Origin of the sequence: Terribacillus halophilus (assembly GCF_900162685.1) — a bacterium.
In the GTDB taxonomy this organism is placed as follows: domain Bacteria; phylum Bacillota; class Bacilli; order Bacillales; family Amphibacillaceae; genus Terribacillus; species Terribacillus halophilus_A.
Window position 1 is genome coordinate 1167398 of record NZ_LT727828.1, and the last position, 24382, is coordinate 1191779.

22 protein-coding genes, 2 pseudogenes and 1 other annotated feature (1 of these 25 only partly in view) are annotated in these 24382 nt (G+C 43.4%); of the genes and pseudogenes, 19 read left to right on the forward strand and 5 right to left on the reverse strand.

Going from position 1 to position 24382, the window contains the following annotated elements:
* Positions 1-95, forward strand: a binding site (T-box leader); it begins 118 nt to the left of the window's first position.
* A 73-nt stretch (positions 96-168) separates the two neighbouring features.
* The 3 genes from leuS to B1K52_RS10425 all read left to right on the forward strand — a co-directional run bounded on the left by leuS (position 169) and on the right by B1K52_RS10425 (position 3927).
* Positions 169-2583, forward strand: a complete 2415-nt coding sequence (gene leuS / locus B1K52_RS10415; protein ID WP_077307953.1) for a leucine--tRNA ligase — start codon at positions 169-171, stop codon at positions 2581-2583.
* Positions 2584-2642: 59 nt separating this feature from the next.
* On the forward strand, positions 2643-2945 hold the full coding sequence (locus B1K52_RS10420) for a rhodanese-like domain-containing protein (RefSeq protein ID WP_077307955.1): 303 nt from the start codon (positions 2643-2645) through the stop codon (positions 2943-2945).
* 442 nt (positions 2946-3387) lie between these two features.
* The gene (locus tag B1K52_RS10425) at positions 3388-3927 is read left to right on the forward strand and encodes a GNAT family N-acetyltransferase (protein WP_077310576.1); all 540 of its coding nucleotides are present in this window, start codon (positions 3388-3390) and stop codon (positions 3925-3927) included.
* A 20-nt stretch (positions 3928-3947) separates the two neighbouring features.
* Here B1K52_RS10425 and B1K52_RS10430 read toward each other — a convergent pair whose 3' ends face one another.
* Positions 3948-5216, reverse strand: coding sequence for a BaiN/RdsA family NAD(P)/FAD-dependent oxidoreductase (locus B1K52_RS10430; RefSeq protein ID WP_077307957.1), 1269 nt, complete (start codon positions 5214-5216; stop codon positions 3948-3950).
* 106 nt (positions 5217-5322) lie between these two features.
* On the opposite strand from B1K52_RS10430, the gene B1K52_RS10435 reads away from it, so the two are divergent.
* Positions 5323-6972, forward strand: coding sequence for a putative polysaccharide biosynthesis protein (locus tag B1K52_RS10435; RefSeq protein ID WP_077307959.1), 1650 nt, complete (start codon positions 5323-5325; stop codon positions 6970-6972).
* A gap of 3 nt (positions 6973-6975) precedes the next feature.
* Positions 6976-7698 carry a pseudouridine synthase gene (locus B1K52_RS10440; RefSeq protein WP_077307961.1) on the forward strand — a complete coding sequence of 241 codons (723 nt, stop codon included), beginning with the start codon at positions 6976-6978 and terminating at the stop codon, positions 7696-7698.
* Positions 7699-7763: 65 nt separating this feature from the next.
* Here the strand turns inward: B1K52_RS10440 and B1K52_RS10445 are convergent, their stop codons facing one another.
* On the reverse strand, positions 7764-7982 hold the full coding sequence (locus B1K52_RS10445; protein ID WP_077307963.1) for a DeoR family transcriptional regulator: 219 nt from the start codon (positions 7980-7982) through the stop codon (positions 7764-7766).
* A gap of 169 nt (positions 7983-8151) precedes the next feature.
* Between B1K52_RS10445 and pepV the strand changes: the two genes are divergently transcribed.
* The 5 genes from pepV to B1K52_RS10470 all read left to right on the forward strand — a co-directional run bounded on the left by pepV (position 8152) and on the right by B1K52_RS10470 (position 13167).
* The gene (gene pepV / locus B1K52_RS10450) at positions 8152-9567 is read left to right on the forward strand and encodes a dipeptidase PepV (RefSeq protein ID WP_077307965.1); all 1416 of its coding nucleotides are present in this window, start codon (positions 8152-8154) and stop codon (positions 9565-9567) included.
* Complete coding sequence (locus tag B1K52_RS10455) at positions 9567-10751, forward strand: MFS transporter (protein ID WP_077307967.1); 1185 nt, start codon at positions 9567-9569, stop codon at positions 10749-10751. Before pepV ends, B1K52_RS10455 begins: the two co-directional genes overlap by 1 nt.
* Positions 10748-11299, forward strand: coding sequence for an RNA 2',3'-cyclic phosphodiesterase (thpR, locus tag B1K52_RS10460; RefSeq protein WP_179106527.1), 552 nt, complete (start codon positions 10748-10750; stop codon positions 11297-11299). Before B1K52_RS10455 ends, thpR begins: the two co-directional genes overlap by 4 nt.
* A gap of 6 nt (positions 11300-11305) precedes the next feature.
* Entirely contained in the window at positions 11306-12217 is a 912-nt protein-coding gene (locus tag B1K52_RS10465) for a hypothetical protein (RefSeq protein ID WP_077307971.1), read from the forward strand.
* Between the two features lie 164 nt (positions 12218-12381).
* Positions 12382-13167: a phosphotransferase family protein gene (locus B1K52_RS10470; protein WP_077307973.1), complete on the forward strand. Its 786-nt coding sequence runs from the start codon at positions 12382-12384 to the stop codon at positions 13165-13167.
* On the opposite strand, the gene B1K52_RS10475 is transcribed toward B1K52_RS10470, so the two are convergent.
* Complete coding sequence (locus tag B1K52_RS10475; protein ID WP_077307975.1) at positions 13164-13448, reverse strand: YtzH-like family protein; 285 nt, start codon at positions 13446-13448, stop codon at positions 13164-13166. The genes B1K52_RS10470 and B1K52_RS10475 overlap by 4 nt on opposite strands.
* Positions 13449-13534: 86 nt before the next feature.
* Here B1K52_RS10475 and trmB point away from each other — a divergent pair, with 86 nt between their 5' ends.
* Together trmB and B1K52_RS10485 are read left to right on the forward strand one after the other, a co-directional pair.
* Positions 13535-14173 carry a tRNA (guanosine(46)-N7)-methyltransferase TrmB gene (trmB, locus tag B1K52_RS10480; protein ID WP_077307977.1) on the forward strand — a complete coding sequence of 213 codons (639 nt, stop codon included), beginning with the start codon at positions 13535-13537 and terminating at the stop codon, positions 14171-14173.
* 408 nt (positions 14174-14581) lie between these two features.
* Positions 14582-16084: pseudogene (locus B1K52_RS10485) on the forward strand (alpha-glucosidase/alpha-galactosidase).
* Positions 16085-16198: 114 nt separating this feature from the next.
* Here the strand turns inward: B1K52_RS10485 and B1K52_RS10490 are convergent.
* On the reverse strand, positions 16199-16516 hold the full coding sequence (locus B1K52_RS10490) for a PepSY domain-containing protein (RefSeq protein WP_077307979.1): 318 nt from the start codon (positions 16514-16516) through the stop codon (positions 16199-16201).
* 143 nt (positions 16517-16659) lie between these two features.
* Between B1K52_RS10490 and B1K52_RS10495 the strand changes: the two genes are divergently transcribed.
* The 4 genes and pseudogenes from B1K52_RS10495 to B1K52_RS18270 form a co-directional block, all read left to right on the forward strand.
* On the forward strand, positions 16660-17727 hold the full coding sequence (locus B1K52_RS10495; RefSeq protein ID WP_077307981.1) for a M42 family metallopeptidase: 1068 nt from the start codon (positions 16660-16662) through the stop codon (positions 17725-17727).
* A gap of 25 nt (positions 17728-17752) precedes the next feature.
* Positions 17753-18277, forward strand: coding sequence for a DUF84 family protein (locus B1K52_RS10500; RefSeq protein ID WP_077307983.1), 525 nt, complete (start codon positions 17753-17755; stop codon positions 18275-18277).
* A 232-nt stretch (positions 18278-18509) separates the two neighbouring features.
* On the forward strand, positions 18510-19922 hold the full coding sequence (locus B1K52_RS10505) for a hypothetical protein (protein WP_256855896.1): 1413 nt from the start codon (positions 18510-18512) through the stop codon (positions 19920-19922).
* Positions 19923-19969: 47 nt separating this feature from the next.
* Positions 19970-20085 (forward strand): annotated as a pseudogene (locus B1K52_RS18270) (IS3 family transposase); the annotation flags it as partial.
* Between the two features lie 59 nt (positions 20086-20144).
* Here B1K52_RS18270 and B1K52_RS18105 read toward each other — a convergent pair.
* Complete coding sequence (locus B1K52_RS18105; protein ID WP_077307985.1) at positions 20145-22247, reverse strand: methyl-accepting chemotaxis protein; 2103 nt, start codon at positions 22245-22247, stop codon at positions 20145-20147.
* Positions 22248-22465: 218 nt separating this feature from the next.
* Between B1K52_RS18105 and B1K52_RS10515 the strand changes: the two genes are divergently transcribed.
* From B1K52_RS10515 to ytpR, 3 genes are read left to right on the forward strand one after another with little or no spacing between them, the layout of a single operon-like run.
* Positions 22466-22783 (forward strand): thioredoxin family protein, encoded by a 318-nt coding sequence (locus tag B1K52_RS10515; protein ID WP_077307987.1) that lies wholly within the window; start codon positions 22466-22468, stop codon positions 22781-22783.
* Between the two features lie 18 nt (positions 22784-22801).
* Positions 22802-23623 carry a DUF1444 domain-containing protein gene (locus B1K52_RS10520; protein WP_077307989.1) on the forward strand — a complete coding sequence of 274 codons (822 nt, stop codon included), beginning with the start codon at positions 22802-22804 and terminating at the stop codon, positions 23621-23623.
* A gap of 1 nt (position 23624) precedes the next feature.
* Positions 23625-24224, forward strand: coding sequence for a YtpR family tRNA-binding protein (gene ytpR, locus B1K52_RS10525; protein WP_077307991.1), 600 nt, complete (start codon positions 23625-23627; stop codon positions 24222-24224).
* Positions 24225-24382 lie beyond the last annotated feature (158 nt).

Sequence of the window (24382 nt, forward strand, 5' to 3'; positions counted from 1 at the left end):
AGTACTTTTTGCCGTTTTCCGCGTTAAGGAAGGTCGAGCGAGCGCATTTGCGCTAAAGTTGGGTGGTACCGCGGGAAAAGTCTCTCGTCCCATTATTGGGATGAGAGGCTTTTTCTTTGTTTCACGGTCAGATTGTTCAAGTTGAAGAGAGTACAGGAGGCGCACGATATGTCATTCAACCATCATGAAATCGAAAAGAAATGGCAAGCTTATTGGGAAGAAAACAAAACATTTAAAACAAATAGTTCTTCAGAAAAACCGAAGATGTACGCTCTGGATATGTTCCCGTATCCATCTGGGGCAGGTCTGCACGTCGGTCACCCGGAAGGTTATACTGCGACAGACATACTTTCCCGTATGAAACGGATGCAAGGTTATGAAGTACTTCATCCAATTGGCTGGGATGCATTTGGACTTCCGGCAGAGCAGTATGCGCTTGATACAGGTAATGATCCGGAGGAATTTACGAAGAAGAATATTGCTACTTTCACTAGACAGATTAAAGAGTTAGGTTTCTCTTATGACTGGGATCGTGAAATTAACACAACAGATCCAGATTATTATAAATGGACGCAGTGGATTTTCCTTCAATTGTATAAAAAGGGACTTGCTTATGTAGATGAAGTGGCTGTGAACTGGTGTCCAGCGCTGGGCACTGTACTTTCCAATGAAGAGGTCATTGATGGGAAGAGTGAACGAGGCGGGCATCCTGTCATTCGTAAGCCGATGAAACAATGGGTGCTTCGCATTACTGCTTATGCTGATCGTTTACTGGAAGACCTTGATGACCTTGATTGGCCAGAAAATTTAAAAGAAATGCAGCGTAATTGGATCGGACGTTCAGAAGGTGCAGAAGTGACATTCCGTATTGATGGAACAGAAGAAAGTTTTAACGTATTCACTACTCGTCCGGATACACTATTCGGAGCAACTTTCGCTGTTATTTCTCCAGAACATCCGCTTGTTGATACAATTACAACAGAAGTACAGCGAGGAGATGTTGATTCTTATAAGCAGGAGGTAGCGGCGAAAAGTGATTTAGAGCGTACCGACCTTGCAAAAGAAAAAACAGGCGTATTCACTGGTGCATATGCTATTAACCCAGTCAATGGTGAGAAAATGCCAATCTGGATTGCTGATTATGTATTAATGAGTTACGGATCTGGAGCTATCATGGCAGTACCGGCTCACGATGAGCGTGATTATGAGTTTGCTAAAACTTTCGATCTGCCAATTAAAGCGGTAATCGAAGGTGCTGATATCGAAAAAGAAGCACATACTGGCGAAGGAGCTCATATTAATTCTGATTTCTTGAATGGTATGAATAAGGAAGAAGCAATCACTGCTGCAATTGAATGGCTGGAAGAAAATAATCACGGTTCAAAGAAAGTCAGCTATCGCCTGCGCGACTGGTTATTCAGCCGTCAGCGTTATTGGGGAGAACCAATTCCGGTTATCCATTGGGAAGATGGCTCTATGACAGGCGTGCCAGAAGAAGAGCTGCCGATTGTTCTTCCGAAAACAGATGAAATCAAGCCTTCTGGTACTGGAGAGTCACCGCTTGCTAACATTACCGAATGGGTGAATGTAACCGACCCGGAAACAGGTATGAAAGGGAAGCGCGAAACACATACAATGCCGCAATGGGCAGGCAGCAGCTGGTACTTCCTTCGTTATATCGATCCGAAGAATCCAGACAAACTGGCTGACTTCGAAACACTGAAGAAATGGCTTCCGGTGGATGTTTATATCGGAGGACAAGAGCATGCTGTGCTTCACTTGCTTTATGCGCGTTTCTGGCACAAATTCCTATACGATATTGGAGCAGTGCCAACGAAAGAACCTTTCCAGAAGCTGTATAACCAAGGTATGATTCTTGGAGAAAATAACGAGAAGATGAGTAAATCCAAAGGGAATGTTGTAAACCCGGATGATGTCATTGAATCTCATGGTGCGGATACGCTTCGTATGTACGAAATGTTCATGGGTCCTTTAGATGCTTCTATTGCTTGGTCTACAAATGGTCTGGATGGTTCCCGTCGATTCCTTGATCGCGTATGGCGTCTGTTTGTGACAGAAGAAGGAGAGCTTTCTGATAAAGTCCAAGATACAGAAGCCGATGAACTGCAGAAGAGCTACCACGAAACAGTGAAAAAAGTGACAGAGGATTTCGAGTCACTGCGCTTTAACACGGGTATCTCTCAAATGATGGTCTTTATCAATGATTGTTATAAAGCATCTGTTATCCCGCAGGAATTTGCGGAAGGTTTCGTGAAGATGCTTTCTCCTGTTGCACCGCATCTAACGGAAGAACTGTGGAGTAAGTTGGGTCATGAAGAGACAATCACCTATGAAGCGTGGCCTGTATATGATGAGTCAAAACTTATTGAACAAGAAGTTGAGATTGTCCTGCAGGCAATGGGCAAGATGCGAGCAAAAATAATGGTACCGCATGATGCTTCAAAAGAAGAATTGGAGAAAATTGCTCTCTCCAATGACCAAATGGCAAGCTGGCTTGAAGGGAAGACTGTGCGTAAAGTAATTGTCGTTCCAGGGAAGCTTGTGAACGTAGTAGCAAATTAAAACAAAAGTCCCTTCCGTGCGACGGAGGGGACTTACCTATTTGAAAAGGGGGATAACCAATGCGTAATATACAACCAGAAGAATTGGATGAACTAGTCGAAAAAGGTACTTCATATAAGATTATTGATGTTAGGGAAGAGGAAGAAGTTGAGCATGGTATGATACCAGGTGCAATTCATATTCCGATGCAGCAAGTGCCGGAGAAGCTGGCTGAGCTTCCGACAGAAGATACGTATGTGCTTGTGTGCCGAGGCGGTCATCGCAGCATGAATACGGCTTTGTTCATGGAGAACCAAGGCTATGATGTTATTAACATGGATGGCGGTATGCTGGAATGGAAAGGCGAATTGGTATTCAAGTAAGGTGAAAAGATGCTGAGGAAGGCGTTCCGACGCTTTTCTCTCATTTATTCTATTTCTCTTTGAATCTATGTTGACAGACGCGGATAATGGTGATAGTATATATTTACTGTCGAAGGGCAGTTATTGATCTTTGAAAACTGAACAAAACAACCAATTACGAACTAAACGACATGGTCTTTTATAAGATCAACGTCAGCGCAAGAAGCAAAGCATCACACTTTCATGGAGAGTTTGATCTTGGCTCAGGACGAACGCTGGCGGCGTGCCTAATACATGCAAGTCGAGCGCAGGAAGCTAGATGACCCCTTCGGGGTGATTCTAGTGGAATGAGCGGCGGACGGGTGAGTAACACGTGGGCAACCTGCCTGTAAGACTGGGANAAGATGAATCCCTGATCAAAAATGATCAGGGATTTTTTGTTATAGAGAAAGGGGAGGAGAAGGTGACGAACAGTATTAACATTCGAGAAGCCACGGTCAATGATGTTAAGCGTTTAGCTCAGCTAAGAGTACTAACAGATAGAGAAACGGAATATATGGACCGTGAAGAAGGTGAAGGTTATCTTTCGCCGGAGGATTTTGAAGAGTTGATTAAATCCGATCAGCAAGAACCAAATAATCTTTGTCTTGTAGCTTGTGATGGCAAAAGTATCATTGGCTATTGCAGATGTGAAGGAAATAACTTGAAACGTCAGCAGCACCAAGTCACATTCGGCATTGCAATACGAAAGGACTATTGGGGAAACGGAATAGGGAAGCAAATGCTACACAAGGTAATAGACTGGGCAGAGGATCATCACATACATAAAATTAACTTATCCGTACTGAAAGCTAATAAACGTGCTGTAGCTTTATATGAAATGTTCGGGTTTCAAATGGAAGGTTGTTTAAAGGACGATAAAAGACTTCGTGACGGTAAACTATACGATACACTACTTATGGCATGGTTTAATGCTAAGAAATACAACAAACCCTCCATTTAGACGATGGAGGGTTTGTTGTATCAATTTTTGAAAGATGATGCTTCCCAAGCAGCATGCATTCCAGCCACTCGGCCAGTTACTAATGCGGAAGTAATATTATAACCTCCAGTGTATCCATGAATATCAAGAATTTCACCACAGAAATATAACCCATGCATGAACTTCGATTGCATTGTGGTCGGAACAACTTCTTTTACAGAAACGCCTCCGCCCGTAACAAATGCTTTTTCGATTGGCTGTGAGCCATTGACTGGGAAAGTGAAACCTTTTACCAAGCTAATAAACTGCACCAGATTTTCCCGGGAAATATTTGCTGCCTTTGTATCTGAAGGAATTCCTGCTTGTTCCAGCAGAAAATCTAAATAGCGTTCTGGTACAATTCCTTTCACGAGGTTGCGAAAAGCTTTTTTCGGCTGATCAGTCATCGTTTTCGAAATCTCTTCAGTTAAGACATGTTCTTTCTTACTTGGTACAGCATCAATATGGATAGTAACTTCTTCTCGGCCTTTCATCAATTCTTTCACCACATATTGTGAGCAGCGTAAAACAGCTGGGCCGGATATACCGAAATGCGTAAACAGCATGTCCATCTGATGTGTGATGATGGCTTTATTCTTCGCGTTAAGCACACTCACTGCTACATCACGTAAAGCAAGACCTTGAAGCTGTTTCTGCTTGATGAAGGCTGCAGAAGATAGGAGAGGCACTTCGGTTGGGTAAAGTGTCGTAATCGTATGCCCAGCTTTTTTGGCCCATGCATAGCCATCTCCTGTACTGCCAGTGTGTGGTACTGCTTTTCCGCCGACGGCTACAATAACAGCACCTGTGCTAAGTTTTTCGCCATCTTTTAAAATAACCTCATGACTCTCTTCCCCGTATTGAACTGCTTTCACAGGAGTTTCCGTTCGAACATGTACATGAAGCGTATCCATTCGATTCAGCAGCGCTTGTACAACGGATTTTGCTGAGTTGCTGACTGGGAACATACGTCCATGGTCCTCTTCCTTGAGCTTTACACCAAGATTCTCAAAGAAATCGATAATATCGTAATTATTAAATATAGAGAAAGCACTATATAAAAATTTTCCGTTACCCGGAATATGCTTAATTACTTCATCCTGAGGCAAGCGATTCGTAACATTACATCTGCCGCCTCCAGATATCGCGAGTTTGTTACCTAATTTCTTTCCTTTATCAATCAAAAGCGTGGCAGCACCGTGCTCAGCAGCCGATATGGCTGCCATTAGTCCGGATGGGCCGCCCCCGATTACAATTACATCGTAATTCATGCGTTGTTCTTCCTTTCTGCTGATGGGATTCAATCGAATTCTTCCATCAGGTCTACTTTATGATAAAATAGATTCATTGGATTTTAAAGAGGAGTTTGGTGAATAAATGGCTTTGTCGACTATAATTCGCGGGACTTTGCTGCTGACAGCAGCTTCTTTCCTGTCGAAGTTTCTAGGGATTATTTATGTTATCCCATTTAATGCATTAGTAGGTGCCTCTGGTGGGGCGTTATTCAGTTATGCCTATGTTCCTTATAATATATTAATTAGTATCTCGACAATCGGTATACCATTGGGCGTATCTAAATTTGTGTCAAAATACAATGGTTTAGGTGATTATCGAACAAGCCAGCGTGTCCTGCATAAAGGTATGTCTATTATGGTTGTCACAGGAGCAGTAGCCTTTTTAGTTATGTACTTTGGAGCTGACCTCATCGCTCAATGGAGTGTGGGAGGCAATGAGGAAGGGTTCTCAAGTGAAGCAGTTGCTTATGTAATTAAGCTTGTGAGCTTTGCTAACCTCATTATCCCTGCTATGAGTATTGTTAGAGGATTCTTCCAAGGTAACCAATCTATGGGACCTACTGCTGTGTCTCAAGTAGTGGAACAGGTAGTGCGTATTGTCTTTTTACTACTCGCCGTTTATCTTGCTATCCATGTCTTTCATGAGAGCACAGCTGTAGCTGTAGGATATGCGACATTTGCAGCTTTTATAGGTGCATTAGCTTCCTGTGTTGTACTGTATGTATACTGGAGAGCCAGAAAACCACATCTAAAGTTAAGAATGAAACAGCAAAAAGTCCAAGCTGCGCAAGTAACTGATAAGACAATTATAAAAGAACTGTTGAGCTATGCTGGACCGTTTGTTGTAACTGGTATTGCTACGACACTTTACCAGTTTATCGATCAGTTCACGATGGTACGAGCGCTCACAGCAATTGGTCAAGATGGGAAGATAGCTAAGGCGCTGTACGGAATTATTAACTTATATGGACACAAAATAATCACTATACCTATGACATTGTCTATAGGACTTTCCTTAGCGGCAGTTCCAGCACTTACGCGAGCATTCTTTTCAAATAATCGTAAATTGTACCTGAAGCAAATAAATCAATCGTTACAAATTGTCTTGTTTTTGATATTCCCAGCGAGTGTTGGTATTGCACTATTAGGTAATGAAGCATATACAGCTTTCTATGGGACAAGTGACGTCATAAACTCAAACTTAGGAGCGGGCACACTAATGATGTGGTACGCGCCTGTAGCCTTGCTGTTTGCACTATTCACAACAACGTCATCTATCTTGCAGGGAATCAATGAGCAGCGCTTCTCTGTTATTAGTTTGACAGCAGGGCTGTTAGTAAAGATTTTCTTCAATATCCCGCTTATGCATGCTTTCGGAGCAAAAGGTGCTATTTTTGGGACGGCTTTGGCTGTCGGAATCGCGACAGTATTGAATTTCTTTAAAATGAAGCACGCATTAAAATTCCCTACACAGCAGCTGACAAAGCGGACCATATTAATCTTAATCTTCACAGCTATCATGTCTGTTGTTGTATTACTCGTAAAATTCCTGTTTGGGTTTACATTAACGTATGAAGATGGAAGAATTGCTTCAGCTGTTATTATTATGGTAAGTGCGTTAGCTGGTGGATCTGTTTACATGATTCTTGCTTATAAATCCACCTTGCTGGAACGTGTGCTTGGAAATCGAATTGGATTTTTAGATCGTTTAATGAAAAGAAAGAAGGACTAATGAATGAGATTAGATAAGCTACTTGCAAATATGGGTTTTGGCAGCAGAAAAGAAGTAAAAGGACTATTAAAAAAAGGTGCCATTACAGTAAATGGCACCCCGGTTAAGTCGCCATCGATACATGTGGATGAAAACAAAGATAATGTCCAAGTGAATGGGGAAACGGTGGAGTATCGGGAATTCATCTATTTGATGATGCATAAGCCGCCTGGCCTTGTGTCGGCAACAGAAGATAAGCGTGATGAGACGGTGGTAGACATCCTGCAGCCGGAAGATCGACTATTTGAGCCGTTTCCTGTAGGTCGTTTAGACAAGGACACAGAGGGCTTGCTTTTATTAACGAATGACGGCACGCTTTCTCACCAGCTGTTATCTCCAAAAAAGCATGTGCAAAAGCTTTATTACGCGAAAATTAATGGCGAAGTTACCGAGAAGACAATTAAACAATTCGAAGCGGGCGTTACGCTGGATGACGAGTACGTTACGAAGCCGGCTATTTTGAAGATACTAGAGGCTGGACCGGTTTCTGAAATTGAAATCATTATTACAGAAGGGAAATTTCATCAGATTAAGCGGATGTTTGAAGCTGTGGAGATGGAAGTGACGTATTTAAAGCGTCTTCAGATGGGCAGTTTGAAGCTTGATGAAGACCTTCAGCTAGGCGAATATCGGGAACTTTCTGATGAGGAACTGAACAGTTTGATTGAAGATACAAAAAAGAGCTGATCTGAGAACAGATCAGCTTGCCTTATAGGTAAGTAATGTTTGTTACATAGGTTGTACGATTTAAATCAAGAGATTTTGACTTTTTTTGATGTCGTAGACCAAACCCCCCGATGAGGACTTTGTACTAAACCGTTATATTCCAGCACGTTAAGATCGCGCTGCACTGTACGGTCTGTAATACCAAATTCTTCAGCCAATTCAGTAGTAGAAACTGTTTCCCTTTCTCTAATAAAAAGATAGACAGCTTTTACTCGGTTTAGCATTCGGGATGTTGATTGATTCAAAAAACCACTCCTTAGTTTTACATAAGAATCGGTGGTGCCTCTAAATCTCTCTCTACCCGTATTTTACATTAATTAATCAAAGAAGGCTAGAAGATAGGTTAAATTTTCTGTTAATTTATTTTACAATAGACGTATAAAGATATTAATATTTTTTTAGGAGGCGACGGAAATGGAGAGAATCGACTGGTATGACAAGGCATCAGCTTATAAGGACAGATATGTTGAGGTATTAAAGGGTCTATTAGCCATACCGAGTGTGTATGACGAGTCGTCAAAAACAGACAAGATGCCGTTTGGAGAGCAAATTGATACAGCGCTGCGCTATATGCTGAATACAGCCGATAGCGATAGCTTTGCTACAAAGTATGTGGACGGTTATGCGGGCCATATTGAATATGGTCAGGGCAGCGGCTTGGTTGGTGTGCTCGGCCATTTGGATGTTGTTCCTGCAGATGGAGAATGGACGTATGGAGCATTTACTCCAACGCTGACAGAGGGGCGACTTTTCGGAAGAGGAACTTTGGACGATAAAGGACCGGTTGTCGCCGCATACTTTGCGATGAAACTGCTAAAAGATAGCGGTTATGAGCCGAGTAAGCGTATTCGGCTTATTATGGGCACAGATGAAGAAAGAGACTGGCAGTGTATGGAGCATTATTTTAAGTATGAAGAAATGCCGGATACCGGCTTTACACCGGATGCTGACTTTCCGCTAATTTATGCCGAAAAAGGCATTATCGATGGCTACATTTCCCTGCCGCCTGTAACAGCACAAAGCGACATGCTTCGACTCATTCGGTTTAGTGGAGGAAAAGCTTTAAACATGGTTCCCGGTAAAGCAGATGCTGCTCTTTCAGGGGAGAATCTAACTGCCGTAGAGCAAGCATTCGCTGCTTATTTAACAGCTGAAGGTATCAACGGCAGCGTAGAAGTGAAAGAAAATAATATTATGCTGAGCGTGTCCGGCAAAGCGGCACACGGCTCCACACCGGAGAAAGGACGCAATAGCGTTATTGTACTGGCTAAGTTCCTCCAATCACTCCCGCTGCATGGTGATGTATCAGACAAGCTGAATTGGCTAGTGGAAAAATTTGAGGATTACAATGGAAAAGACATCGGACTAGGTTTATCAGATGATGTATCCGGTCCATTGACACTCAATCTCGGTGAATTCAAGATGACAGAAACGGATGCCTGGTCAATTGGTGTTAATATCCGTTACCCTGTGACAGCAGCATACGATACCGTGAAAGAAAGCTTATTGAATCAGCTTGCGGAAGCAGGAGCCGGATTCAAACAAACATCACATTTAGCTTCGCTTTATGTAGAGAAGGATGATCCATTAGTTGAAACATTGGTCGATGTTTACCGCCGTCAGACGGGTGATCAAACAGATATCCTGGCAATCGGTGGCGGAACATATGCACGTGCGATGAAAAAAGGAGTCGCTTTTGGTCCGCTATTTCCGGGCGCACCAGACAGTGCCCATCAACAGGATGAGCATATCCTGCTTGATGATATGATTCGCGCTATTGCCATTTATGCAGAATCACTTTACCTGCTGACGAAGGATGATCACATCTAATGCGTGCTGAAACGAAAAAAACATACCGATCTTTTCAGTACTTTTATCTTACAGCATTTCTTTCCAACGGATCCTTATTTCCGCTGCTCGCAGTGTTTCTGCAAGAAGAAAAGCAACTAAATTCGGTGTTGGTTGGGCTGATTGTGGCGGCTATCCCGCTTGTAAATACAGTTATGGAGCCAGTTTGGGGTCTCTTGAGTGATTATACTCGGAAGCCTTTGCGTTTGTTAGCGGCAGCATTAGCTGCTGCAGCAGCGCTTGCATTCATTTATTTATTTTATGATCATTACGCTTTGCTGTTAATCGGAATGCTGTGTATCGCTGTATTTCAAGCAGCAGTTATTCCATTATCGGACAGCATGGCTTTAGGTTTTGTGGAACAAAACAAACTGGTTTATGGAAATATTCGCTTGTGGGGCGCCATTGGTTTCGCTGCCGCGTCGTTCTTAATGGGATATATAACAGATTTGGCAGGATCGTTGGATTGGATTTTCGTAGCATACGGTATATGTTTGCTGCTCGCGTTACCTGCTTTGCGTAGATTTCCGCGTCAAGGATATGATATTGCTGCTGTCTCCATGAAAGAAGGACTCCAGACTTTACGCAAAAACAAACCGTTCTTGCTGTTTCTGGCATCTAACTTTCTTATCTTTGGTCCGATTCTGGCAAACAATTTCTATTTCGGGACATTCATTTTGGCTGCCGGAGGCACACTAAGTGCTGTAGGTATTGCATTCTTCCTTGGAGCTGGAAGTGAAGCGCCTTTTATGAAATTAGCACATCGTATTATCGGGAAGATGAGCATTTTGCATGTTGTTATATTAAGCGCCAGTGTCTCTGGAGCACGATGGGTATTATATATGTTCGATCCGCCGCTCGCGGTTATTTTCATCACAACCATTATTCAAGGATTATCCATCGGCCTCTATGTGCCGGCTGCTTTACTTTATATAAGAAGCGCTGCTCCTACCTCCGTTCAGGCTACTGCAATTGCCCTATATTCTGCCGTTGGAACTGGATTGGGCAACGCGTTCTTTAACCTTATCGGAGGTGTCGTCATAGAGACGGGCACTGTTTACCATATGTATGGCCTTTTCGCAGTGACGACATTTCTTGGCGTTGGTATTCTGTTTGTCGTAAAACGCATGACGAACGCATTAACAGGGAAAAGAGGGATAGCGTGAGTATACATTATTTCATCGGAATTGGATTAGAAGCATCAATTCAAGCAGCGTTGGCTGACTGGCAGAACGAATTGCAAGCTTATGTGCCGATGAAACAGTGGCCAAGACCAGAGGAATTTCATATAACATTGCAGTTTCTTGGCTCCACGACAGACCAGCAGCTGGATAAACTGAAACAGGCATGGCAAACGCAGCAATTTGGAAAGGCGTTTGAATTGGAAGCAGTCAGTGTTGATGTATTTGGCAGTCCTAAACAGCCCCGCGTTATCTGGGCAGGTGTACAGCCGCATGATCCGCTGCACAAGCTGCATCAGCATGTAACAGCTGCCACAGCAAGAGCTGGATTCGAACAAGAAACCCGGCCGTACCGCCCTCACATTACGCTTGGTAAAAGATGGGGGGCAGGCGATGTAGAGGGACCGCTGCCGCTGCCGGAAAAACAGCTGTCTAAAAGGATTTTGGTGGACAAAGTGACGGTATACCGAATTGAACCAGGAAAACGTCCTAAATACGTCCCTGTACTGGTGAAAGATTTGGAAAAGGAGTGAAACGATGTGGCTCAATTGATTAAGCTGCATGAATATATATCGCGGTACGAACAGCATCCTTATCGATATCCCAGCCAATTCATTAAATTGAAGAAAGAGAACTGGGAAAAAACACAAAAAGATTGGGAACAGCAGCAAGCTGCTCCCTCCTATGTGGAGGAAGAGAAAGCAGAAGAACCGCCCAAAAAGCCATGGTATCAAGTTTTTCAGAGAAAAGAAGATGCACATGATTTTCCAGAAGAAGAAAAGCCGGCGTATGTAGCGCCTACAGAACAAGCATTAAAACAGGATTTCCTAGAAGAGCTTTTTGAATTTCAGCTGAAATGGGCAACATCTACCTTGGGAGAATTCTCTTTTTATAATCATCAATATAAGAAAGACCCGATTCTTCGTTATTTTTTAAAACGGTTTCCGGATACGTTTTTTGTGATGTATAAACCTGTCTTCGAAGTGAAGCAGACAACAATGGAAGCTGAAACAATTTTGATTCATCCGCTTGGTATTGAAATTATTTCCGTATTGGAAGACAAGCCGGATGTGCTGTTTTGGACTTCAGAAGAACGAACGTGGAAAAGAGAGAAAAAAGGGCAGTTTACAAACTTCATCAATCCGATGCTGTCACTCAACCGAACAGAAAAATTAGTTCAAAGCATATTACGTAAATATGAGGTAGAACTGCCAGTAACAAAAGTCGTATTAAGCAGAGAGAATGCGATTCGTTTTAGCAGTGAACCGCGGAATACACAGATTATTGGCAGTCAAAAACATGCAGACTGGCTGATGGGAAAACGTCAGGAGCAGGTTGCGTTAAAGCATGTACAGCTGCGTGCTGCTGAAGTGTTGCTCCAGCATGCGTATACAAAAGCTGTCAGACGTCCCGAATGGGAAACGGAAGAGAAAGAAGAATTTTTTAGTTAAATAAGCGGTTTTTGCAGATTATCGTATTGATAAAACCATAGAAAATGTTGTAATCTAAAGTATGTCTGTCGATTTTGATCGGGAATGTACTTGCCTTGTGTCACGCTGGGCTTGTTTACAGCTAGTAATGCAGAGCGATTGCACTAGGAAAGTAGGAATGAACGGTGAATTGGTTAGAACACATACTGGGAAATGAGTGGAAGATCGCTCCTGCAGGCGGTGTAACTGGAGAAGCATATTATGCAAGCAGTGCGGATCGGCAGCTTTTCCTAAAACGTAATTCTTCTCCTTTCTTGGCAGTCCTATCAGCGGAGGGAATTGTTCCAAAGCTTGTATGGACAAAGCGAATGGAAAATGGGGATGTAATAACGGCTCAGGAATGGCTGCAAGGACGCGGGCTTACGTCTTCTGAGATGAACGATTCCCGAGTGGCCCAGCTGCTTAGCAAGATTCATCATTCTTCCGAGATGCTGAATATGCTGATGCGCATGGGTAAAAAACCATTGCAGCCAGAAGCGAAATTGGAAGAGCTGCGAGAGAAAGCAGCTGGCTTCCAAGATCGGCTGCCTGCTTTGCATCAGGTATTGAAGAGTCTGGAGCTGTTCTTACCCGAGATGCCGAAACAAACTTTGGCTGTCTGTCATTTTGATATTGACCATAATAACTGGATGATAAGTCGGCATGATGAGCTTTATCTAGTAGATTGGGACAGTGCTCTCATTGCCGATCCGGCCGCAGACATAGGAATGCTGCTTCGGAAATACGTTCCGCATGCGGATTGGAAAGCTTGGATGGCTGCGTATGGCAAACCGTTGGATGATGGCCTGCTTAAACGAATCTATTGGTACGAAGCTGCGCGTCTTATCATGTCTCTTCGAGAAGACAATTTGGAACGGAAATGCAAGGATCTGTTACTGTTGATTTCGGAAATAAAACAGCTGATTTGTTAACCCTGCAGACTGTCGATTGTCTCTACCCAGTTCTCAAGCTGGCCTCTGTTGGTCGTGATATGAGCGTTAATGTCGGCAGCTTTTTCACCAGCAGAGCTGTAGGTGTGGATACCGGGAAGCATCGCCAGAATCTCTTGCTGATCGGATGATTTATTAGATAAAATAGAACGTGCTAATCGTGATATTTGCTCGCATTCGGATTTACTGCCGCAGCAGGATTCGCAATGCTCACTAAGGATATCACGCAGCAAACCGAGTTGATTATCAACGGAAAGTGACATCGATTTTCTCCTCCTTCCTAAGCATAGCGTGTGCGTTTTAGCACCAAACTATGCAGGAGGGAAGGATAGTAATAGGAGTGAGATATATGCGTGTGCGCCATAAACCATGGGCAGACGATTTTTTGAAAGAAAATGACCATATCGTCATCCATGAACCAAAGCAATATAAAGGAAAGTGGCGGGAGCTATTTGGCAATGATAAACCGCTGCGTGTAGAGATTGGATCAGGTAAAGGGCAGTTCATTACTGGAATGGCAGCCCAGCACCCAGAATTCAATTTTATCGGTATCGAATTGGCAAAAAGTATTATCGTTACAGCGGTAGAGAAAGCAGCGGAGTCTGAACTGCCAAACGTCCGGCTGTTGAATGAAAATGCTGCTGATTTTCGTGAATTGTTCGAGGAAAATGAAGTGGATACCATTTATCTCAATTTCTCCGATCCTTGGCCGAAAAACAAGCATGAAAAGCGCCGATTAACATTTAGCAGCTTTTTAGAGCAGTATAAAGCAGTATTAAAGGATGGCGGCGAAGTTATATTCAAGACGGATAACCAAAAGCTCTTTGAATATTCCTTATCGAGCTTTTCCCGTTTCGGAATGATTTTGCAGGAAGTGAAGCTTGATCTGCACGCAGAGAATGATCCTTTGAATGTGAAAACTGAGTATGAAGAGAAATTTTCTTCCCGAGGCTACCGTATTTACCGGAGTGTCGCTTCGTTTCAATAAGCTCTTATGATAGGAGCTAATACAATATTAGTGCCTTGAGCTGGCATGGAGATGGTATCGTACCTGACCCATGCCGGCTTTTTTGTATGTTGAAAATGAGCAGATATTAGCCATTAACATGGACAGAAGATGATAACAGAACAGATAATCAAAAAATCTCTTTATAGCAGGGATGCAAGTTGTCGCAGTAGAAGATAATCTTCGTTGGCGGCGAATATATATAGCTGCAGCAGTGTGCTTACGTAAGCACTACAAGTATAAAGAGTCAAAACATTCATCCTTCTCCCAGCAACAGTCATGGCAATAATTGTGACGATTTTGGTAGGAATGAACTGTCTTACAACATACGCAGACAAGTAAATTCTCGCTAGAAGGTACTATCCAAATTAAGAAAGGATTTGTATAAGAATGTCTTTTAAAATCGTATTCGTCGGAGCGGGAAGCATTGGATTCACGCGTGCTTTGTTACGAGATATTCTGGCTGTTCCTGCTTTTAAAAACGTTGAGATTGCTTTCACCGATATAGATGCAGACAATCTTAAGATGGTGACGGCGCTGTGTCAGCGAGATATACGGGAGAATGGATTATCCGTTGAGATTCAATCCACTTTAAATCGAAGAGATGCATTGAAAGATGCACGCTATATTATATCTGTTTTTCGTATTGGCGGTTTAGCGGCATTTGAACAGGATATCAATATTCCCCTGCGTTATGGAGTGGATCAATGTGTGGGGGACACATTAAGTGCTGGCGGGATCATGTACGGACAGCGCGGTATTCATGAGATGCTCGAGATTTGCAGAGATATTCGCGAAGTGGCAGAGCCGGACTGCTTGTTACTGAATTATGCAAATCCAATGGCAATGCTCACCTGAGCATGCAATACGTATGGAGGCGTCAAGACAGTCGGTCTTTGTCACGGCGTACAGGGAGGACATCGTCAAATAGCGGATGTATTGGAGTTAGAGCAGAAAGATGTAGAGATTATCTGTGCGGGAATTAATCATCAAACGTGGTATATTCAGATCACCAACAATGGAGAAGACTTGACCGGCAAACTCCTTGAAGCGTTTGAGTCGCACCCGGAGTATAGTAAAACAGAAAAAGTACGTATCGACATGCTCCGCCGTTTTGGATACTACAGCACTGAATCAAATGGACATTTAAGTGAATATGTACCGTGGTACCGTAAACGATTGGATCAGATTACAGATTGGGTCGACTTAGGTTCCTGGATTAATGGTGAAACAGGAGGATACCTGCGTGTTTGCACAGAAGGCCGAAACTGGTTTAAGGAAGACTTTCCAAATTGGATGAAAGAGCCTGCTTATCGTTATGACGAAAAAGAGCGGGGGCAAGAACACGGTTCTTATATTATAGAAGCGCTGGAAACAGGCAGAACGTATCGCGGCCACTTCAACACAATCAACAATGGAATTATTTCAAACTTGCCGACAGACGCTGTTATAGAAGCACCTGGCTATGTTGATCGGAACGGCATTAATATGCCAGTTGTTGGTGATTTGCCGCTTGGTTGTGCGGCTGTATGTCAAGTAAGCATTTCTGTGCAGCGGCTCGCAGTAGAAGCTGCCGTCAATGGGGATGATTTACTCTTAAGGCAGGCATTTATGATGGATCCGCTAGTTGGTGCTGTATGCACACCGCCAGAAATCTGGCAAATGGTAGATGATATGCTCATTGCGCAGGGGCAATGGCTGCCGCAGTACAAAGACAGCATCAATCAAGCCAAGAAGCGTCAGCAAAATGAAAAGCGACTGCCAACGAAGGATTTTAAAGGAGCTGCACGATTAAAAACGAAATCAATTGAAGAAATGAAGAAGAGCCGAGATGAGGCTTCCAAAAACGCGAGAGAGGCAGATAAAGCGATTGAGCGACCTGCAGGAAAGTAGTTAAAAAAGCTTGCAAACCAACTTAGACGATTGTTGGTGTCCCTAAAAAAATTGTTATAAAAAAACACACCCCAAAGGTTACATGTTTGTAACTTTTGGGGTGCAGTTTGTTTTTTAAGATGCTGTTTCAACAGCGTCAATGACAGAACCAGTTTCTACATCAACGAAGAATTCATATTGAGCGGGTTCTCCATCAATTGTACGAGAGATACCGCCACGGTATACATTATACGTGAGGCCGTGCTTCACTTTTTCTTCTGGTTTCATATAAATCCAAGAACCACTGATTGGTCCTTCTTTCTTAAACGCTTCTTTTGCGAATTTAAGTGCTTTTTCTGGAGTTACTTTTTGTTGTTTTGCAATCTGCTTCTGAAGAAAATATCCAGCTGCTAGACCTGCGCCTACAACCGCTACTGTTTTTTTAACGCCCATTTTGGTCACCTCTTCAACATAAGTTATCTTCTAGTATAGCTTATTACCCCAGAAATATAAAACGAAACAACCTTTATGGCATGTTGAGGGTCAATAGTTTACAATAGATATACAATAGTCTGACAAAAAGGGAGTACATATACATGAACCAAAAAACACTAGGTTTATTTAAACAGTTGACCGAGCTGCAGGCAGCTCCAGGAAATGAACATTTGATGCGTGCGTTCATGAAAGAAAGGCTGAAGCCGTATGCAGATGATATTATCCAGGATAAACTTGGCGGTATCTTCGGAGTGAAAAAAGGCAACGGACCAAAAGTAATGGCTGCAGGTCATATGGATGAAGTTGGCTTTATGGTCACTGGTGTCACACCAAATGGCTTAATCCGATTCCAGACGCTGGGAGGCTGGTGGAGTCAAGTTCTGCTTGCACAGCGCGTGCAAGTCATGACAGATGCGGGTCCAATTCCCGGCGTAATCAGTTCAACACCTCCGCACCTTTTAACACCAGAACAACGAAACAAACCAGCGTCAATTGATAGTATGCTGATTGATATTGGAGCAGATGATGAACGAGATGCATATGAAATTGGTATCCAGCCTGGGCAGCAAATTCTTCCGTACATGCCGTTTACGCCAATGGCAAATGAGAAAAAGATATTGGCTAAAGCATGGGATAACCGTTACGGCTGCGGATTGGCTCTAGAATTGATGGAGCAAGTGGCAGGCGAAACATTACCAAATGAATTGTATGCCGGTGCGACGGTTCAGGAGGAAGTAGGTCTGCGGGGGGCGCAGGTTGCTGCTAACATGATTAACCCGGATATTTTCTATGCACTTGATGCATCACCTGCAAATGATGTTGGCGGAGATAAGCACGCATTCGGACATCTTGGTCAAGGTGCCTTGCTGCGTATTTTCGACGGTACAATGATTATGAACCGCAACATGCGGGAATTCATTTTGGATACAGCTGAATCAAATAATATTAATTATCAATATTATGTTGGAAAAGGCGGAACAGATGCAGGGCGTGTGCATATGGCGCATGAAGGCGTGCCGTCTGCAGTTATTGGGATTGTTTCCCGTTATGTGCATACAAGTGCGAGCATTATACATGTCGATGATTATGCTGCGGCCAAAGAATTGCTGTTAAAACTTGTCCGTTCTACCGATCAGTCCACAGTAGACCTTATTACAAAGAACGACTAAGCAGCAAGGAAGGAAGCACGGTAAGATGAAAATGATTATTGGATCAAAAAATCCTGCGAAAATACAGGCTGTTAAGGCTGTTTTCGGAGATGTTTGGGATTTGGAAGGCACCAGTGTAGATTCTGGTGTGCGGGCGCAGCCGATGAGTGACGAGGAAACACGTCAGGGAGCGATTCAGCGGGCAAAGGCTTGCAGTAGATTACCAGGCGCAGCGGCCGGCATCGGACTAGAAGGCGGCGTCACGTTAATGGACGACGGTCTGTATATCTGTAATTGGGGAGCCTTGTCAATTGGTGATAACGTGTGGAGTGCAAGCGGAGCTAAGCTGCTTCTGCCAGAATTTATTGCACAACCAGTGCTTGCCGGTGAAGAGCTGGGCCCAGTTATGCGTGCATTTACCAGTAAAGAGGATATTTCAACCACAGAGGGAGCAGTCGGCGTTTTCACGAATGGCCACATGTCCCGCGGCGCTATGTTTGAGCATGTTTGTTTACTGTTAAAGGGGCAGTATAGCTTTTATCAATTCAATCAGAAGAAGGAAGCGGAATAATGATCCGCTTCCTTCTTTTTATGATTGTTTTCATTAGAGCGGCTTTTTTTGAGGGCAGATGCGCATCTTTGTGAGAGCGTGCAAGTCCTATTTACATTTTAAATGTTGTGGGCTGCTGTCTTTCTGAGAAGCAGCTGCTAAGATTCGAATGTCAATCCAATTAAGCATAAGTCACCGGTTTCTTCTGTCTTACATAGGCTATGGCACATGATGAGATGAAGGAGGAACCCGCTTGACAGACTTGACGATGGCCCATTGGATGTATCTTGCAGGAACAATTTTGATTATTTTAACAATGCTTGTTCGGCAGAATGTGCTGGTTCCATCATTATTGATGACCTTTTTAGTTGGCTGGGTGTATACGGGGACACTTGTAGAGGGACTGCAGGTAACCTTCAGCGCAAGTTTAACAGCTGCCTCTGAGCTATTTAATATTTTCTTGATTATTACCGTTATGACTGCTCTGCTGCAGTCTTTAAAAGCATTGCGGGCTGATGAACGAATGATTCGCCCTTTTGGGTATGTTATGACGAACGGTCACACTTCTTTTTGGGTGCTGGCACTTATTACGTACTGTATTTCTCTATTCTTTTGGCCCACACCGGCAGTGCCGCTCGTAGGTGCAATTCTGCTTCCGGTTGCAATCAAAGCTGGTTTGCCGCCAGTCGCAACAGGTGTGGCAATGGCGATTTCAGGCCAGGGTATAGCGCTTTCTGCTGACTATATTATTAAAATTGCACCAATGCTGAGTGCTGCTGCAGCTGGTGTAGATACTGCAGCGGTGGCAGACAAAGCCCTTATTTTATCGCTTATTACCGGTGTTACAGCCTTACTGCTGGCATACTATCGTATTCGAAAAAAAATCGCTTCTCCTTCCATTGTGCACTTGGAAAGATGGAACGGGAACAAGGTGTCTAATGTAGATGATGAAGGTGAAAAAACTAGGTTCAGTATGTTGTTTGCGATTTTGGTGCCCGCAGCCTTTCTTGTTGTCGTTAGCTACATGACATATGCGTCCTTCAGCAATACTGCTTCTTTTGAAGGCGGGGAGGGGGCTGCTTTAATCGGAGGTGCTGCTATCCTGCTCATGATGGCAGCAGCGATTGCTTACAATTGGAAACAGTCCTTGCATAATGTGAGTGACCACTTAGTAGATGGTTTTACCTTTGCTTTTCGGGCAATGGGACCGGTTATTCCGATTGCTGGCTTCTTCTTCCTAGGTAGCGGAGAAATATCTGCCAGGATATTCGGAATGGAAGATGCTGCGCAGGCTCCTTCCTTTCTCTTTGATTTAGTAGAGGCTGGTCAGCACTATATACCAGAGAATCCAATCTTCGCAGGTTTCGGGCTGCTGGTTGTTGGCATGGTAACTGGATTGGACGGTTCAGGTTTTTCCGGACTTCCTCTTGTCGGAGCGCTTTCAGGTGCCCTAGCACCTGCTGTCGGCATGGATGTCTCTACGCTTGCTGCAATCGGGCAAATGGGAGCAATTTGGGTTGGCGGCGGCACGCTGATTGCCTGGTCCTCTATTGTAGCGATTGCTGGATTTGCAAGGGTACCAGTGATGGAATTAGTGCGGCAATGCTTTATCCCAGTCGTAATCGGTCTTTCTCTTTCTACCATTATCGGAATTTGGTTACTATAAAAGATACCGATGATACAAATAGTAAGTTCTGCAAAACTTCTAAAGAGCTAAAACAAGAAATAAGAAGCTATATGACTATAACAACCATTGCAGAGGGCAGTGGAATCTAAAAAAGATGATACCTGCATCATACAGGGATCATCTTCTAAAGAAAGCTGCCTAGTCTTACAAAAAAATGTTCTTTACAAAGAGTACACGTCAATTGGAACTGTTTCCTTATTTTTATGATGTTTTCTTCAGATCTTCTTTTGTTGGTTCAGCATGCTCCTCATTGTAAGGGAGTGCAGGTTCTATTGGCTCGCCTTCTTCTGCAAAAGCTTCCATGTCACTATTCGTAGATGGAACGGTTGCAAATTCAAACTGTGACACCTCAGTGGCTAAATCTTTGGCGAGTTGCTGTAACTGAGATGCGGCATTCGTGAGCATGTCGATGGAAGCAGCTTGTGTATCACTAGAAGCTGCAACTTCTTCGGCAGTGGATGCTGCTTCTTCTGCAATTTGGTTGATGTGCTCAAGCATATCGGCGACGGCCTCGTTGTTAGCAGCTACATCCGACACAGACGATGTGATATCTTTCACCTTCGTGTTACCTTCCTGCAGTTGACGATGAATGCGATCAAAAGCACTTCTGGTTTCTTCTACGCTAGTTGCTTGCACTTGCTGGAAGGCGTCAAATGCTTTTGCTTCTTCTGCTAAATCCGTCATTTGCTGATTCATTGATCCGACTAGTTTATGAATTTGCTGCGCTTCTTGCTTCGATCGTTCTGCTAGCTTTTTCACTTCATCGGCTACTACGGCAAATCCTCTGCCATGTTCGCCTGCGCGGGCAGATTCAATAGCTGCATTTAATGCCAGCAGGTTCGTACTCTCCGAGATTTCTTCGATAGTCTTTACGATAGAGCGGATTTGATCAGCCTGCTTGACAGCTTGCTGGATTTCAGTTGTCAGTGTTTGAGCAAGTGTCAGGAAGCTAACTGATGTATCATGCAATTGCTGCATCTGTTCGAGGCCGTGACTCCCTTCGAATTCTGCCTGTTTCATTGCGGATTCTACATGAGCTGTTTCTGACTTCATCCTATCAATGCTGTGTCGCACTTTCTCAAGCAGTGTACCGCTTTCTTCTAATTGTGCTGCTTGATCCTGTGCGCCTCCTGCAACTTGACCAATTGCTTGGTTTACCTCTTCGTATTGGGCTGCTGTCTGCTGGGAAGCAGCTGCTAAGTATGTGGAAGACTCATCCATTACCCTGGAAGCATCTTTTACTTTTACCATGGATTGTTCCATTTTGGCAGCCATCTGATTAAATGTTCTGCCAACGTCGGCCATTTCATCCTTTGTTGTAATAGGAACGCGGTAGGCAAGATTGCCATCCCCGATAATTTCGGCAGCTTCTTTCAGCTGCCAGATTGATTTTGAGATCGCACGGATAAGCGGCCAGCCGATACAAAGTACGAGCAGGAAGCTTAGTACGATGACGGCAAGTAAAATGATCCCTAGGGTGGTGGATGTCTGTTCATTCGCTTCTTTCATTTCATTCATCTGCTCAACAGCTGTCTGTCCAACACTATCTACTGTTGTTGTGACCTCCAGAGCGGCGGTTTCAAAGTTAGTGGCTAGCTCTGCAGCCTGTGTGCGAGTAGTAGATAGCGTTGACATAGCGGATGTATATTTTAAGAGACTGGAATTGATAGTACTTAAGGCGTCACTATCCAAGTTTGCTTCAGAAACAGCTGATCTAAAAGCACTGACAGCTTCATCGAATGCTTTCTTATTGGGAGCCGCGCCATTCGGCGGCTGAATGACGTCACGCTCTGTCCGAAGTACATTTTCTAACTTGCTTGATACATCGTCACCTGAATTGGACGCAATGCTGTTGAAATTGCCGGAAGCATCTTGAATAATTTTTCGGAGTCCTTCATCAGATGTGTAGCCGATCATTTCATTCATACTCGTCACTTTTTCAAGCTCTTGCTCATATGTAGATGCACTTTTTTTGATTTGTGCGAAGTATTCCCGCAGCTCTTTTGTATCCTTGTATTTGTCTTCATATGTAGCAGCTGACTTATTGACACTAGCGATAGCACCTAATACCGTTTCCCCATTAGAGGCAGAAGGCTGTGCCAGATACGTATCTTGCTTCTGTATCGTGTCTAGCATGTCGTCCTTAATATATTGACTGGATACATAAGCTTCCTGATACTGCTGTGTTTTTTCTGTCATTTTGTGTTGCTGATAAAAATAGTAAAAACTGAAGACTCCAAGAACTATTATACTGGCAAGTGATAAAAACATGATTAACCGAATACGTTGTCGTATCGTATGCATAAGAATCCCCCTTCATGCTCGTGTGTGCTCTCTTACATTATAGGTATAACTTACCATGTTTACAATAAATTAATAAAAGTTTGACAATTTTATGATTTGATAGAACTATTGCGTATTAGCTTGCGGAGGATTAATTATATAGGACTAGCGCAGTATATTCGCATTTGGTGGCAGGCTTTGATAAAATAAGCTAAAAGAAATTAATGGGGGCAATACGAATGAAACAATTAGAATCAGAAGCGCAATTACAAGAAATACTGCAAAACGGGAAAACAATTTTAATGTTCTCTGCTGATTGGTGCCCGGACTGCCGCATCATTGAACCAGAGCTGCCGGGGATCGAAGCCAAGTACAAAGATTACGAGTTCGTTTATGTAGATCGTGATCAGTTTATCGATGTATGTCAGCAATATGATGTATTCGGTATTCCTAGCTTTATCGCATTCAGCGAGAATGAGGAAACAGGTCGATTCGTATCCAAGGACCGTAAAACGACAGCGGAAATCGAGTCGTTCATTGAATCCCTACCTCAATAACTGCAAGGAGAATAGAGTATGAAAATGACGGCTTTGAAAATAAAGAAGAAGTTGGAGGAGCGCTTGCAGAATCCGGCATGGCGCACTGCCTATGATCGTGAAAAGAACAAATTCCGTGTCGAATGGCAGGATACGAAGGAAGGCGTAACACTTGCGCTCCCTAACATTATTGCGAAATATGAAACAAAGGGTGAGAAAGCACTTGATGACCTCGAAGAGCATGTAAAAGAGGCGTTGCGTGTCATGCACGAGGAGCAGCAGCTTGAAGGAAATGAACAGCATGTCTATCCAGTTATACGGGCAACTTCATTCCCATCGAAAACGAAATCAGGCTTAAACATGGTGTATTCCGACCATACTGCAGAAACAAGGGTTTATTATGCGTTGGACCTCGGAAAATCATATCGACTTATTGATGAACAAATGATGAAAGAACAAGGCTGGAATTTAGAAAGACTTCGAGAAATTGCTGCGTTTAATGCAAGAAGTCTCTCTGCTGAGTTAAGAGAGGACAGAGTTGCCGGCAATTCTTTTTATTTCATCGCAACGCAGGATGGTTATGACGCCAGCCGTATTTTAAATGAATCACTCCTGGAAGGATTCCGGGCAAATGCAAAAGGTGAAGTGCTCGTTGCAGTTCCTCACCAAGACGTGCTTATACTGGCGGATATTGAAAATAAGACTGGTTATGATATATTAGCACAGATGACCATGAAATATTTTGCAGAAGGCCGCGTACCAATTACTTCCTTACCATTCATCTATGAAGAGAAGAAGTTGGAGCCAGTATTCATTATGGCGCGGAACAGACCAGAATCTGCCAAGGGAGAGGAAAAGTAAGATGCAAGCATTTTATAACAAACAAGGAATCGGTGATGTACTGCTAATCGCAATCAAGCAGGGAGATCGTCATTCCATTAAAGAAGAAAGATTCGGAGACGTTGTCCGAATTACGGATAAAGGCGAATTAGTCGGTTATAATATTTTCCGTGCTTCCGAGTACTTGAAAATTACGACTGCCGGTACGGTACAAGTTGATGCGGAATTCGTTGATAAAATCCGTGATATCTTCCGTCAAAATGACTTGGAAGACAGTTTTGATGTGGATCTTACTCCTAAATTCGTCGTTGGCTACGTTAAAGAAAAAGAAAAGCATAGCAATGCAGACAAACTAAGTGTCTGCCAAGTTGATCTTGGTGATGAAACGGTACAGATTGTCTGCGGCGCACCAAATGTGGATGCTGGTCAGAAAGTAGTTGTCGCGAAGGTAGGCGCTATAATGCCGAGCGGCTTGGAAATAAAAGCTGGCAACTTGCGCGGAGAGGACTCTTTCGGAATGATTTGTTCGCAGAAAGAGTTGGGTCTTCCCAATGCGCCAGAAGAAAAAGGAATCTATGTTCTGGATGACTCCTATGAAGTCGGACAAGCATTTGAATCTTAATAGGTAAAAAAACACCGGATACATGTGTATCCGGTGTTTTTTGTAGGTAGATAGGACGGTTATAGCCAATAACCACCATATTTTTTAGGTGTAGGAAGAATGTTTTTAGGGTAAAGCTCTTCACGGTTTGTGAAAACCTGCTAAAATGAAGTTAATAT

Bases quoted from the DNA above. Each gene is read 5' to 3' on its own strand.
- leuS (WP_077307953.1), top strand. From the start codon at position 169: ATGTCATTCAACCATCATGAAATCGAAAAGAAATGGCAAGCTTATTGG.
- B1K52_RS10420 (WP_077307955.1), top strand. From the start codon at position 2,643: ATGCGTAATATACAACCAGAAGAATTGGATGAACTAGTCGAAAAAGGT.
- B1K52_RS10430 (WP_077307957.1), bottom strand. From the start codon at position 5,216: ATGAATTACGATGTAATTGTAATCGGGGGCGGCCCATCCGGACTAATG.
- B1K52_RS10435 (WP_077307959.1), top strand. From the start codon at position 5,323: ATGGCTTTGTCGACTATAATTCGCGGGACTTTGCTGCTGACAGCAGCT.
- B1K52_RS10440 (WP_077307961.1), top strand. From the start codon at position 6,976: ATGAGATTAGATAAGCTACTTGCAAATATGGGTTTTGGCAGCAGAAAA.
- pepV (WP_077307965.1), top strand. From the start codon at position 8,152: ATGGAGAGAATCGACTGGTATGACAAGGCATCAGCTTATAAGGACAGA.
- B1K52_RS10455 (WP_077307967.1), top strand. From the start codon at position 9,567: ATGCGTGCTGAAACGAAAAAAACATACCGATCTTTTCAGTACTTTTAT.
- B1K52_RS10475 (WP_077307975.1), bottom strand. From the start codon at position 13,448: ATGTCACTTTCCGTTGATAATCAACTCGGTTTGCTGCGTGATATCCTT.
- trmB (WP_077307977.1), top strand. From the start codon at position 13,535: ATGCGTGTGCGCCATAAACCATGGGCAGACGATTTTTTGAAAGAAAAT.
- B1K52_RS10490 (WP_077307979.1), bottom strand. From the start codon at position 16,516: ATGGGCGTTAAAAAAACAGTAGCGGTTGTAGGCGCAGGTCTAGCAGCT.
- B1K52_RS10495 (WP_077307981.1), top strand. From the start codon at position 16,660: ATGAACCAAAAAACACTAGGTTTATTTAAACAGTTGACCGAGCTGCAG.
- B1K52_RS10500 (WP_077307983.1), top strand. From the start codon at position 17,753: ATGAAAATGATTATTGGATCAAAAAATCCTGCGAAAATACAGGCTGTT.
- B1K52_RS18105 (WP_077307985.1), bottom strand. From the start codon at position 22,247: ATGCATACGATACGACAACGTATTCGGTTAATCATGTTTTTATCACTT.
- B1K52_RS10515 (WP_077307987.1), top strand. From the start codon at position 22,466: ATGAAACAATTAGAATCAGAAGCGCAATTACAAGAAATACTGCAAAAC.
- B1K52_RS10520 (WP_077307989.1), top strand. From the start codon at position 22,802: ATGAAAATGACGGCTTTGAAAATAAAGAAGAAGTTGGAGGAGCGCTTG.
- ytpR (WP_077307991.1), top strand. From the start codon at position 23,625: ATGCAAGCATTTTATAACAAACAAGGAATCGGTGATGTACTGCTAATC.